Source organism: Dryocola baronae (genome assembly GCF_051297175.1).
GTDB lineage: Bacteria > Pseudomonadota > Gammaproteobacteria > Enterobacterales > Enterobacteriaceae > Dryocola.
Genome location: NZ_JBINNY010000001.1, coordinates 2,614,504 through 2,627,084, shown reverse-complemented (window position 1 = coordinate 2,627,084; position 12,581 = coordinate 2,614,504). Strand labels below are relative to the sequence as shown.

The following is a 12,581-nucleotide window of genomic DNA, read 5'->3' as shown; positions in this document are numbered from 1 at the left end:
ATGAACAAAATTGAATTGCCGATCAAGTCGAACGAATCGTTCGTTATATCGAACAGTGCAAAAGAGGACTACATGACACAGCCTATCAGCATGATTGCAAAAAGCCTGGTCAGGGAACGCGAAAGAGCCAACCTGTCGCTGGCCGAGGTGGCAAGACGCGCTAGTATCGCAAAATCCACGCTCTCACAGCTGGAGGCGGGTAACGGTAACCCTAGCCTGGAAACGCTGTGGGCGCTGTGCGTGGCGCTAAATATACCTTTTGCGAAGCTGCTCGAACCGCAGGGAAATACGACGCAGGTGATCCGCAAGGGTGAAGGCACCAGGGTGGTGTCCGAACGCGCCGACTACCAGGCGATTTTGCTGGCAGCCTGCCCGCCGGGGGCGAGGCGTGACGTTTACCTGTTGCTGACCCAGCCCGGTGAAGAACGCCGCTCGCTGCCGCACCCGGCAGGCTCGGTCGAACATATCATCGTTACCCAGGGCAGGGCGCTGGTGGGGATAGTCGAAGACGCGCAGGCGCTCGAAACGGGGGATTACATCTGCTACCCGGCGGATCGCGAGCACCTGTTTAAGGCGCTGGAGGCCGATACGATGGCAATTTTAGTGGCCGAGCATAATTCTTGATTTGTTATTAGCGCGGCGGTTTCACCCTCGCAGAAGCCGCTTAATAATAGTGGATGCCGTAACGGGATTTATTAATAAAATAGTAAAATCATGAGCGGCAATAATATTTAGCGAGATATTCATCTTGCGGGTGAATTTATATCATAACGATTTCAAAATTCTATTTGTTGCTATAGAAAAACGACAGAGTATTATTGCGGCGGGTGCTTGAGACTTTCTGTTTCAGGCATGCTGAGCAGAAAGAGAAAAGCCCCGAGTCATTTTTTCAAATAACCCGAGGCCCCCTATATGCTCGACACATATAAGGTTAGCCTCTTACGGACCGCAAGGTCAAGGAGAAGCAGCCATGAAGCGGCAAAATTCCGTTATCTGGTGCCTGCTCATCGTCTGTATGACGATACTGGCATTCACATTGTTGACCCGTCACTCGCTTTACGAACTGCGAATACGGGACGGTAACAGGGAGGTTGCGGCCGTCATGGCTTACGAATCCGAACGGTAAGGGCAACCGGCGGGGAGAAATCCCCGCCACCGTTGTGAGCAGGCGCGGCGTTCTCAGGCACCCAAACCCAGCCATAAAATAACATTTATCAATTTTCTAACAATTCATGTACCATACCCCCCTATAGTATACAAAGGGGCCGCTATGCCACATTCACCGGAAGACAAAAAACGCATCCTGACCCGCGTGCGGCGCATCCGCGGGCAGACCGAGGCGCTGGAACGCGCGCTCGACAACGGCGATCCCTGCATCGCCATCCTGCAACAAATCGCCGCCGTTCGCGGGGCCGCCAACGGCCTGATGAGCGAAATGATGGAAATCCACCTGAAGGATGAGCTGGTCGCGGGCGACACGTCCGAAGAACAGCGCGCGCTGCGTATGGCCGAGGTCGGCCATTTGCTTCGTTCCTATCTAAAATAACTATTACTCCCACCTGACGACGGAAGAAGAAAATGAAATCACGTGCTGCAGTAGCATTCGGTCCGGGCAAACCGCTTGAAATCGTAGAAATTGACGTAGCGCCGCCGCAAAAAGGCGAAGTGCTGGTAAAAATTACCCACACCGGCGTGTGCCATACCGATGCGTTCACCCTGTCCGGTGACGATCCGGAAGGCGTTTTCCCGGCGGTGCTGGGCCATGAGGGCGGCGGTATCGTCGTTGAAGTGGGCGAGGGCGTCACCAGCCTGAAGCCGGGCGACCACGTCATTCCTCTCTACACCGCCGAATGCGGCGAGTGTAAGTTCTGTAAATCCGGCAAAACCAACCTCTGTCAGGCCGTGCGCGCCACCCAGGGGAAAGGGCTGATGCCGGACGGCACCACGCGCTTCTCCTATAACGGCGAGCCGATTTACCACTATATGGGCACCAGCACCTTCAGCGAATACACCGTTGTTGCGGAAATCTCGCTGGCGAAGGTGAACCCGCAGGCGCCGCTGGACAAAGTCTGCCTGCTGGGCTGCGGCGTTACCACCGGCATTGGCGCGGTGCACAACACGGCAAAAGTTAAAGAAGGCGATACCGTTGCCGTATTCGGCCTCGGCGGCATTGGCCTCGCGGTAATTCAGGGTGCGGTTCAGGCGAAGGCCGGGCGCATTCTGGCTATCGACACCAACCCGGAAAAATTCACGCTCGCCACCGAAATGGGCGCGACCGACTGCATCAACCCTAAGGACTACGACAGGCCGATTCAGGATGTCATCGTCGAGCTGACCGACGGCGGCGTGGACTTCAGCTTTGAGTGCATCGGCAACGTCAACGTCATGCGTTCCGCGCTGGAATGCTGCCATAAAGGCTGGGGCGAGAGCGTGATTATCGGCGTAGCGGGCGCGGGCCAGGAAATTAAAACCCGTCCGTTCCAGCTGGTGACGGGCCGCGTGTGGCGCGGGTCGGCATTTGGCGGCGTTAAAGGCCGTACCCAGCTGCCGGGCATGGTGGAAGACGCGATGGTTGGCAAGATTAACCTCGACCCGTTTATTACCCACCGCCTGCCGCTGGAGCAGATCAACGAAGCTTTCGACCTGATGCACGATGGGAAATCCATTCGTACCGTGATTCACTTCGGCGATAAGTAACGGCGTCCGGCGGGCCTGATGAGTACGGGCCCGCCGGTTTTATCTAACGCATAGCGAAGCTGTCGGAATGAAAAGCGCGGCCGTTAAGCCCAAGATCCTGTAACCCTTCCCGCAAAATGCTGGCAAAGGGAGCCGGGCCGCAAAACCAGACGTTCATTGCCGTATCGTAATCACATCTTTCCATAATCATCCCCGCGTCCAGGCGCTGACCTTTATCGGCATAAAGCGTATGCAGCGTGACGCCTGCACGTTCGCAACGTTCTGCCAAATCACCCGGAAAGGCGGCATCCTGCTCGCTGTTAACGCAGTACCAAAAATCCACGGGAGGATGAGTTTTGCCGGACGTATGCAAATATTCCAGCTGCGATAAAAATGGCGTAATGCCAATTCCGCCCGCTACCCAAACCTGCCGCGAAGACGCCCGGGTAAAATCGAACCGTCCGTAAGGGCCTTCTATTATTGCTTTTTGACCGGCGATTAATGTCGACGGTAATTTGGCCGTGTAATCGCCCAGCGATTTGATGGCAAAACGCACCCTGTTATTATCTTCACCGCAGGAAGAAAGGGTATAAGGGTGCGATTCCGCGCTATGCGCAAACGTCACAAAGGCGAACTGTCCCGGCGCGTGAATAAACGGTTTCTCCGTTTGCAGGGTGACTTCAATTAGCGTGTTATGGTGGGTAATATCCGCGATCGTCGCATTATATTTATTTCTTTTACCGATGCGCCCAAATAATGCCGTCACCGCGCAGTAAACTCCCGGCAGGGTAATTATCATCAGCGCGATTCCCGACGGCGTTTCCCACCAGTATGATTTAAAAAGTACGGTAATGACGTGAAACGCGGTAATAAGGTAAATCACCGGGAAAAAACGGTGGATATAGCGGAACCAGTGGTAGGGAACTTTCTTCATCAATGAAATCACCACCAGCGCGGCCATCACGTACAGCGACCAGCGCACGGCAAACAGCCCGGCATCAAGCAGCCGGGTCTGCCAGTCTGTTAAAACGATGCTGCCCAGTTCGCCGGGGTGCGCCAGCCAGCCCGCGCTAACCAGCCACTGCGGCACCTTTTCGTCCAGCCAGTGCGCAAGCGCGAATACCGTAGCGGTGATTCCGGCCCATTTATGCAGGCCCCACGCTTTGTCCATCCCGTTCGTCAGCCGGTCGATTAGCGGCGATCGCATTACCAGGCACATGGCGAGCGTCATATACAGCCAGGCAATCACGCCGGTATAAAAGAGGGCATTTTGCCGAATGGCCCAGAACAGGCTTGCATTTTCATAGCGATAAAATTCGCCCGAAAGCAGAAATATAAGGCCTGCGAGAAGAAAGGTTATCCCGAATACAATTTTTTTCATTTTAGACTTTCCCTGTTAACTGCAAAACTGCCCCGTAAACTGAGGATTTATAACAATACTTTTTGAATTAAGGCGGGGATGTCGTTCAGCGCATTATTTTCCGAACGTTCGCGGCCTGGATTATTTTTATCCACGCCTTCTGCACGAATAATATGACTGTTATTCAGCCCCATCAGGCGCAGCGTGGCCTGTAAATAAGGCTCCTGATGGTCCATTTCCCGCTGTGCGCTGGTGGCATAAATGCCGCCGCGCGTTGAGGCGATGAATACCGGCTTGTCTTCCAGCAGGCCAACCGCGCCCGCGCTGGTAAAGGAAAAGGTGATTTTTGCCTGGCAGACCTGGTCAATCCACGCCTTAAGCTGCGAGGTGACCGAGTGGTTAAACATCGGCGCGCCGATAACCACGGCGTCACAGCGGCGCAGCTCGTCGATTGACCGATGAATGGCGGCAACTTCCCGTTCGGTTTGCGCATCGGATGCGGCCCCTTTTATCAGCGCAATGAATGTGTCTTCGCTCAAATGTGCCGGAGGATTACGCCCCAAATCGCGGTAGGTCATCGTCGCCTGCGGGAAGCGCCGGCAGATTTCGTCGACGATCGCGCGGCTAAGGCGGCGTGAGCTTGAATTCTGCGTAAGCGGGCTGCTGTCGAGGTGCAAAATATTCATTGTGTTAATCCATTCGTTTGGTATGGATTCAGTCTAATCGTTGTTGATATGATGATTAAATAGCGAAAATTGCACTTCATTGTTGCGTTAAGAGAACAATCAATGATCGACTGGAATGACTACTACTATTTCGCAATGGTGGCCGATGCCGGGAGCTACAGCAAAGCCGCGCTGCGGGCGGGCGTGTCCAAATCCGTTATCAGCAGGCGGATCGCGGCGCTGGAGCAGCGTTTAGGCGTGAGCCTGATTCAGCGCACCACGCGCCGCCTGGCGCTGACGCTCGCGGGCGAAAAGTTTGCCGCCGAATGTCAGGAAATGGTGCTGCAAAGCGAACGGGCGCGGGCGGTGGTGCAGGCGGAGCAGGTGCGCCCGAGCGGCACGCTGCGGGTGAGCGCGCCGGTCTACGTGGCGGAAACCTTTCTGGGCGAGTTCGTGAGCAGGTTCCTCCGGCGCTGGCCGGAAACCAATATTCAGCTTACAGGGGTCAACCGCCGGGTGGATATGATCGCCGAAGGGCTGGATATTTCGCTTATCGCTCACGCGGGGGAGCTTACCGATTCCAGCTTCCACTCCCGCAGGCTGAAATCGATGCAGGATATTCTGGTGGCAAGCCCGGAATGGCTGTCGGAAAACGGCTGGCTGCAAACGTTGGACGATCTCTCCAGGGCCGATACGCTGGTGCGCAAAGGGGAAGGTAGCAGGCACGTCTGGTCACTCGTACAGGGGAAAGACAGGATTGATATTCCCGTCGAACCCCGCCTGGTCTCTAACAATCTGCTGGTGCTGATGCAGGCCGTGGTGGCCGGTAACGGCGTGGCGATGCTGCCTTCGGACGCCTGTGAGCCTTATTTAACCCGTGGGCAGCTGGTGCAGATTTTCCCGGAATGCCGCAGCCAGGTTCGCCACTTTTCGGCGCTTTTTGTCGCCCGCCGGGGTATGACGGCGCTTGCGCGGATCTTCCTTGATGAGCTAGGCGAGGAGCTGGCGAAGCGGGGCGAAGGCTAGACCTGCCCGGCTGTCGGGCGACGGTCGCGCAGGTAGTGATGCTGCTCGCGGAAGTCGGCGGCCGAATCCTCGGCAATCTGGCGCAGTTCGTCGCTGTCGGCCTGGTGGCGCAGCAGCATGTCGGCGTTCTTCACGACCAGGAAGAAATGCCCGTGCGACTCCGCCATCGTCTGGCCGGAGAACAGGGCGGCGCTCATCAGCAGTAAAATCATTCCCAACTTTCCGCGCAGTTTTTTAACCATTTTCACCAGCCTCATTAACGTGACGTGGCTCACTGTATAGATAATTACGAACAGTGACTATTCTAAAATTCAAAAGAAAGCAAAGGAATTGTCAGCTGTGTAAAAGTTGCGGGAGATAAGGCTTTGTTGACGTTTGGTTAAGGCGGGACGGGGGTGGAAATCAGGGTGAAGGGCGAAACCCTTCACCGAAGAAATTAATGAGCAACCGATTTTGAAAAAAGATTAATCACCAGCACGCCAAGAATAATCAGCGCCATTCCGGCAATAGCGGGCCAGTCCAGCTTTTGCCCGAGGAACAGCCAGCCTACCGCGCCAATCAGCACGATGCCCGCGCCCGACCAAATCGCATAAATAATACCGGTTGGGATAGTGCGCATGGTCAGCGAAAGACAGTAAAACGCCACCCCGTAAAACAGGACGGTCGCAACGCTTGGCCACAGGCGGCTGAACCCTTCAGACAGCTTCAGCGAGGTCGTCGCAATCACTTCCGCAACGATGGCAATCATCAGCCAGGTGTAGGTCATTTCAATTTCCCTTTAGTCATTATTAATACGCAGCACTCTGCCGGCAGGGAATGTAGCGACAAATTTTTCATCAGGCAATGCCTGTCTCCGACGCGAGTTATGAAAAATAATCATTTAATAAAGTTAAATATCGTGGTGTTTGTTATTCGCGGTTTAAAAACATTGTTAATTTGTTAACCTCTAGTTCAATTGATGACTGTTTACCCATCTTGATAGCATTTTATGCTTTTGCAAAACATTCGTTTATTTTATGATACCGGTAACATCGGGGGCGTCTTTTCAGTTTAGCCTTTCTGCCTCTCATGGACGGTTGTTTGGATTTAGACACTTCTGGGGTGGGTCATGGACTGGCTGGTAGATTATTTTTCAACCTATCTGTATGGGTTGAAGGTTATTGCTATTGTATTGGCAATACTGATGTTAATCAGTGGGATAGACGATCTTTTTATAGATATCGTTTACTGGGCCCGTCGATTGTGGCGCGCCAATACCGTCTATCGTAAAAACGAGCACTTAAGCTACAAAGAGCTGTATAAGCCTGAAGAAAAGGCGCTGGCGATTATGGTGCCCGCCTGGAACGAAACCGGCGTGATCGGCAATATGGCGAGCCTTGCGGCCAACACGCTGGACTATGAAAACTACCATATTTTCGTCGGCACCTATCCGAACGACCCCGACACGCAGCGTGATGTCGACGAGGTCTGCGCCCTGTATCCGAACGTGCATAAAGTTGTCTGCGCCCGCTCCGGGCCAACCAGCAAAGCGGACTGCCTGAACAATATCCTCGACGCGATTTTGCAGTTCGAACAAAACGCGAAATTCAGCTTCTCCGGCTTTATTCTGCACGACGCGGAAGACGTAATATCGCCGCTGGAGCTGCGCCTGTTTAACTATTTAGTCGCGCGAAAGGATCTTATTCAGATCCCGGTTTATCCGTTTGAGCGCAGCTGGACGCACTTTACCAGCCTGAGCTATCTGGACGAGTTTTCCGAGCTGCATGGCAAGGATGTTCCGGTGCGCGAAGCGCTTGCCGGCCAGGTACCAAGCGCGGGCGTGGGCACCTGCTTTAGCCGCCGCGCGGTGCTGGCGCTGATGGCCGACGGCGACGGCATCGCCTTTGATGAGCAAAGCCTGACGGAAGACTATGACATCGGCTTTCGCCTGCGCCAGAAGGGCATGCAAGAGATCTTCTGCCGCTTCCCGGTCATCAACGACGACGAAACCAGGCCCGCGCCGTTTGGCCAGCGCGCCCGCACTGCAAACGTCATCTGCGTGCGGGAATATTTCCCCGACACCTACGCCACGGCGGTGCGCCAGAAATCACGCTGGATCATCGGCATCGTTTTCCAGGGATTCAAAACGCACCGCTGGAGCAACAGCGCCATCCTTAACTACTTCCTGTGGCGCGACCGCAAGGGGGCCATCGCCAACTTCCTCAGCTTTGCCGCGATGCTGGTGATGCTACAGCTCGTGGCGCTGATGATTTATCAGCAGTCGGTGGAAGGAGCCTGGCAGTTTCTGTCGCTGTTCTGCGGCGGGGCGTGGCTCACCACGCTGCTGTGGATCAACTCTTGCCTGATGGCTAACCGCATCGCGCAGCGCATTATTTTCGTCAGCGGCTATTACGGGCTGTTGCAGGGGCTAATGGCCATTCCGCGCCTGTTCTGGGGCAATCTGATTAACTTTATGGCTAACTGGCGCGCCATCCGCCAGGTGATTCAACACGGCGATCCGCGCCGCGTGGCGTGGGATAAAACCACGCATGATTTCCCGACTGTCTCCACCGCCCGCGCCCTGCGCCCGCTTGGGCAAATCCTCGTCGAGCGCGGCGTCATTACCCATCAGGATCTGGAAGACATTCTGACCAACCGCCTGCCGGGGCTAAAACTTGGCGGCTGCATGGTGCAGCGCGGAATAATCACGGCGCAGCAGCTGGCGGAGGCGCTGGCCGAACAGGCCCACGTTGCCGCCGAAGCTATCGACTTCCTGACGCTGGATGCCGAACTGATTGCCGCCGTGCCGCCGAAAATCGCCTTACATTACGCCGTGCTGCCGCTGCGCAGCGAAAATGACGTGCTGATCTTCGCCAGCGAAAGCGCCATCGATCCGGTATCGCTTGCGGCGCTGTCGCGCAAAATAAAGCGCAGGGTTAGCTACGTCATCGTGCCGCGCGGGCAGGTGGTGGTTGGGCTGCGCTACTGGTACGGGCAGCAGCAGGTTCAGGAGAAACGGCAGCTTCTAGCGCGCGCGGCGCGGGCTGGCTTCATCAGCAAAGAACAGGCAAGCAGGCTGTGGGAAGAGTACGTCGCCGGGCAAATTCTCTTCGCGGAAGTGCTCATCAGCGACCATAAGCTTGACGACGCGGTGCTAAAAGCCGTGCTGCTGCGCTACGAGCACAGCGACATGCTGTTCGGCGAGTTCCTCGTGCAGGAAGGCGTGGTCAGCCAGCAGGCGGTCGATAACGCTTTAGATCGGCAGAAAAAACTACAGCCTTCGTTAAAAGGCCTGCTGCATAAGGCAGGCGTCGGGCGTTTGCAAATTGCCCAGCTGGCGGGGGAAGGGCTATGAATCTTCACCATACGCCGCTCGCCGCGCTGGTATGCGGCGCGATTGTTGCAGGCCCGGCAGGCGCCGCGCAGGACGTCACGCGTCAGGATACGGGCTTAAGCGACTACGCCTGGTTTAAAGTTTATCCCCATCTTGAGCGCGGGCAGAAAGCCCTGAAGGCTAACAACGAGGCGCGGGCCATTTCAAGCTATGAACACGCGCATGAAATGGCTCCGGACAGCGTTAGGCTCACGCTACAGCTTGCCGAGGCCTATCGCCATTTTGGTCACGACGGCAGGGCGCGAGCGCTGCTGGAACAGCAGCTGCTGAAGACGCCGAATGACAAAAGCGTGCGCGAGGCGCACGACGTTATCCCGGTGCCCGAAAAAAAAATCAATACCGTCGAACAGCTGCTGGCCTTGCAAAACGCCTGCGACGTCGCCCCGTCCATTCCGTGCCGCAGCACCGTCGCGCAAAATGCCCTCAGGCTGTCCCAGCTGGAAATAGCAAAAAACCAGCTCTCAGACCGGGCGTTTCGCGACTCCGCTCAGGGACGTGCGCTGGCGAACAATTTGTCCCAGCGCGCCATATTCCTGCAGCAGTGGCAGATGGCGGACCAAAGCTTTGCGCTGATGGACAAGCAAAAAACGCTCAGCGAAGCCCAGTATCAGCAGTGGTTTGCCGTCCTGCTGCACATGCGCCGCGACGAGCGCATTCTCGACCTGCAGCGCCAGGGCGTGATGAATACCCCCGGCATGCAGCTGGCCTACGCGCAGTCCCTGGCGGAGCGTGACGCGATTAAACCTTTGCAGCACTATCTCGCCAGCCGCAGCCCGGCGTTTGGCAGCGAAAGCGAAGAGCGTAACTGGCTGCGGCTTCTTGCGACCTACAGCGCAGAGCCGGGCAGGGCCGTCGCGGCCTGGCAGGTGAAATATCCCGCCAACCGCCGCTACCTGCTGACCACGCTGCTGCCTATCTGCATGCAGAAGGGCGACTGGCAGGGCGCATCCGATCTGCTCGATACCTTCCCCCGCGACGCCGTGCTTGAGCAGCGCCTTGAGCTGGAGCTCGCGCGCCACGACAGCAGACAAAGCGCGGCTATTATCGGCCAGATCGCCCAGCTTAAGACGCTTTCGCCGCAGGATCTGGATAAGTACAGCTATCATCTCGTAAATCTGGGCGAAGCGCGCGCCGCGGGCGATCTGCTGCTGAAGTACTGGCCCTTTGCCAACGCCGGGAAATACCGGAAAACGCTCGGCGACAGGCTTTACGCGCTGCTCGGCAACCACCCCGAGTGGCTGTCCGACGCACAAAAATCCCGCCTGGCGCAGCCGCTGCCGACGGCCGAGCAGCGCATGCAGCAGGCAAACCTGTTCCAGGGCGACGCTAACTGCGAAACCGTGCGCGGCCTGCTCGGCGATTTCAGCCCGGCATACGATGCGCGAACCTGGTCGCAGCTTGCGGACTGCTACCGGCACACCGCGCCGGGCCTTGCGCTCTATGCCGCGCGGCGGGCCGCTGAACGCGACCCGTCCGCCTACTACCAGCGCCAGGTTGCCTTGCTTGCCGCCGCCGTTGCAACCGTTCCACTTCCCGAGCAGGACGACGCGGCCAGAGGCTTTGAGCTGCTGCACAATGAAGATATCGCGGGGGCACGCGTGGCGTTTGAAAAGGCCCGCGCGGTAAGCCCGGATTCACCGGAAATCCTGCGCCAGCTGGCGTACGTCAATCAGCGCCTCGACGACAGGCCGCAGACGCGGCGCTACGTTGAGCGCGTGGTGGACGATATCGACAACACGTTGACGCCGGGCCAGGCGCTGACGGACGAACAGCGTAAAGACCGCTTTGACTTTCGCCGCATCAACGAAGAAACCGCCCGCCGCTGGACGTTCACCTTCGACAGCTCGCTGGGCCTGACCAAAAGCGCCGGCAACAGCATGGGAACGGACCCGAACGCCCCGCGCGATAAAAGCAACCGCAGCTACGGGCAGACGGAGGCGGAATACCGCGTCGGCCACGGTCAGATTCTCGAAGGGGATCTGCTTTCCGTCTACGGGCGCGTGTTTGCCGGCAGCGGCGGGCATTCGAATATTGCGCCCGTCTACCAGCCGACGCTGGGCCTGGGCGTGCGCTGGAAGCCGCTGCGCGAGCGGACAATACTTTTCGCCGTTGAACAACAGCTGCCGCTGGACAGGCATGAATCCGAAGCCGACGTCATGCTGCGCGCCAGCGCCTCATTCTTTAACGACGGCAGGTTCAGCGACGACTGGCACCCGACGGGGAAAGGCTGGTTTGCGCAGAACCTCTACCTGGACGCGGCCCACTATGTGAAGCAGGACTACCAGCTTTACACGGCGGACTACCGGGTCAGCTGGCATCACAAAATCAGCGGCCACCAAACCATCGAGCCTTACGCCCACGTGCAGTTCAACGCCACGACCAACACGCCTTACTACGAGGACGGCGAGAAATACCGCCTTTACCGCGACAGCACGCTGGAAGGGATCGGCGTGCGGTATAACCACTGGTTCGGCGAACGGCGCTATGACGCCTTTCCGCACCGCGCGAGCGTGGGGCTTGAGTATCAGCGAAGCTCCGGCGGGCATCACCTCGAAACGGATTCTAAAAACGGTCTTTTCCTGACGCTGGGAGTACGCTGGTAATGAAAATAGTTTCTACCCTGGCCATCGTGGCCTCCCTGCTGGGCGCGCCGCTTGCGCAGGCCATGAACGCCGTGATGTATCAGCCGCAGCTGCGCGATATGTCGATGAGCGACGCGCAGTGGCAAAACATTCTTCAGCAGCTCGATGAGCAGGGCGTGGATACTTTGGTGCTGCAATGGAGCCGCTACGGCGACGCGTTCGAGCAGGGCGAATCGCGCGAATGGCTGGAGCACAAGGCGAAGCTCGCCGCCGACAGCAGGCTTAAGCTCGTCATCGGGCTTGCGGCGGATCGTGATTTCTTCCAGCGCCAGCGGCAGCCGTATGCCGCGCGGGTCAACTATCTCAACCGCCTGCGGGCGGCGGATGTGGCGGTAGCAAAACGGTGGGTTGAGGTGCTCGGCAGCAGCAGGGTAGCCGGGTGGTACATCAGCAGCGAGCTTGACGATCTCAACTGGCGCACGCCGGAAATGCAGCGGGCCGCCGAAGAGTGGCTGAAGAAAACGCGCCTTTCCCTAAGCGCGGTGGCGGAAAAGCCCGTTGCCGTCAGCGGCTTTTTTGCCGGGAACATGGCGCCGGACGCCTGGGGTTCGTGGGTGACGACGCTCGGCAACAGCGGCGTAAAAGTCTGGGTGCAGGACGGCGCGGGCACGCAAACCCTGCCGCCCGCGGCCCGCGAACTTTATCTGAAATCATCCTCGGCCGGGCAGGTCGTCGAGCTGTTTCGCCAGGACCGTCAGACTAAAGGCTTTAGCGCCTTGCCGTTGACGACTGCGCAGCAGCAAAAGTGGCTGACCACGCCGGTGCCCGCCGGGAAGGACAGGGTGTTCTTCTCGTTGCGCTATATGGACGTGGCGCAGGGGGTGTTGCAGCGTTAATTA

The 12,581-nt window shown here is 57.5% G+C and carries 12 protein-coding genes and 1 pseudogene; 9 read left to right on the top strand and 4 right to left on the bottom strand.

The features are described from left to right. The first annotated feature begins 72 nt into the window (after positions 1-72). The 5 genes and pseudogenes from ACSPHG_RS12380 (at position 73) to ACSPHG_RS12360 (ending at position 2,697) form a co-directional block, all read left to right on the top strand. Positions 73-624, top strand: coding sequence for a helix-turn-helix domain-containing protein (locus ACSPHG_RS12380; RefSeq protein ID WP_435953797.1), 552 nt, complete (start codon positions 73-75; stop codon positions 622-624). Between the two features lie 288 nt (positions 625-912). After that, positions 913-1,020: pseudogene (locus ACSPHG_RS12375) on the top strand (hypothetical protein); the annotation flags it as partial. Continuing rightward, on the top strand, positions 971-1,126 hold the full coding sequence (locus tag ACSPHG_RS12370) for a type I toxin-antitoxin system Hok/Gef family toxin (protein ID WP_435953795.1): 156 nt from the start codon (positions 971-973) through the stop codon (positions 1,124-1,126). The pseudogene ACSPHG_RS12375 and the gene ACSPHG_RS12370, both read left to right, overlap by 50 nt. A 144-nt stretch (positions 1,127-1,270) precedes the next feature. Further along, the gene (locus tag ACSPHG_RS12365) at positions 1,271-1,546 is read left to right on the top strand and encodes a metal/formaldehyde-sensitive transcriptional repressor (protein WP_435953794.1); all 276 of its coding nucleotides are present in this window, start codon (positions 1,271-1,273) and stop codon (positions 1,544-1,546) included. A 32-nt stretch (positions 1,547-1,578) separates the two neighbouring features. Next, on the top strand, positions 1,579-2,697 hold the full coding sequence (locus tag ACSPHG_RS12360; protein WP_435953793.1) for an S-(hydroxymethyl)glutathione dehydrogenase/class III alcohol dehydrogenase: 1,119 nt from the start codon (positions 1,579-1,581) through the stop codon (positions 2,695-2,697). A gap of 43 nt (positions 2,698-2,740) precedes the next feature. Here ACSPHG_RS12360 and ACSPHG_RS12355 read toward each other — a convergent pair whose 3' ends face one another. After that, on the bottom strand, positions 2,741-4,057 hold the full coding sequence (locus ACSPHG_RS12355; protein WP_435953792.1) for a ferredoxin reductase family protein: 1,317 nt from the start codon (positions 4,055-4,057) through the stop codon (positions 2,741-2,743). 47 nt (positions 4,058-4,104) lie between these two features. Beyond that, complete coding sequence (locus tag ACSPHG_RS12350) at positions 4,105-4,722, bottom strand: FMN-dependent NADH-azoreductase (RefSeq protein WP_435953791.1); 618 nt, start codon at positions 4,720-4,722, stop codon at positions 4,105-4,107. A 102-nt stretch (positions 4,723-4,824) separates the two neighbouring features. On the opposite strand from ACSPHG_RS12350, the gene ACSPHG_RS12345 reads away from it, so the two are divergent. Then, positions 4,825-5,727 (top strand): LysR family transcriptional regulator, encoded by a 903-nt coding sequence (locus ACSPHG_RS12345; protein WP_435953789.1) that lies wholly within the window; start codon positions 4,825-4,827, stop codon positions 5,725-5,727. Here the strand turns inward: ACSPHG_RS12345 and ACSPHG_RS12340 are convergent. Together ACSPHG_RS12340 and ACSPHG_RS12335 are read right to left on the bottom strand one after the other, a co-directional pair. Further along, positions 5,724-5,969, bottom strand: coding sequence for a DUF2554 family protein (locus ACSPHG_RS12340; RefSeq protein WP_435953787.1), 246 nt, complete (start codon positions 5,967-5,969; stop codon positions 5,724-5,726). The two genes, ACSPHG_RS12345 and ACSPHG_RS12340, sit on opposite strands and share 4 nt — an antisense overlap. A 194-nt stretch (positions 5,970-6,163) precedes the next feature. Continuing rightward, on the bottom strand, positions 6,164-6,493 hold the full coding sequence (locus ACSPHG_RS12335) for an SMR family transporter (protein ID WP_435953786.1): 330 nt from the start codon (positions 6,491-6,493) through the stop codon (positions 6,164-6,166). A 342-nt stretch (positions 6,494-6,835) separates the two neighbouring features. Here ACSPHG_RS12335 and nfrB point away from each other — a divergent pair, with 342 nt between their 5' ends. From nfrB to ACSPHG_RS12320, 3 genes are read left to right on the top strand one after another with little or no spacing between them, the layout of a single operon-like run. Beyond that, a complete protein-coding gene (nfrB, locus tag ACSPHG_RS12330) occupies positions 6,836-9,061 on the top strand; it encodes a cyclic di-3',5'-guanylate-activated glycosyltransferase NfrB (RefSeq protein ID WP_435953785.1) in 2,226 nt (741 codons plus the stop codon). Continuing rightward, positions 9,058-11,703, top strand: coding sequence for an NfrA family protein (locus tag ACSPHG_RS12325; RefSeq protein ID WP_435953783.1), 2,646 nt, complete (start codon positions 9,058-9,060; stop codon positions 11,701-11,703). The genes nfrB and ACSPHG_RS12325 overlap by 4 nt, the downstream gene beginning before the upstream one ends. Further along, complete coding sequence (locus tag ACSPHG_RS12320) at positions 11,703-12,578, top strand: DUF4434 domain-containing protein (RefSeq protein ID WP_435953782.1); 876 nt, start codon at positions 11,703-11,705, stop codon at positions 12,576-12,578. Before ACSPHG_RS12325 ends, ACSPHG_RS12320 begins: the two co-directional genes overlap by 1 nt. The last annotated feature ends 3 nt before the right edge of the window (positions 12,579-12,581 follow it).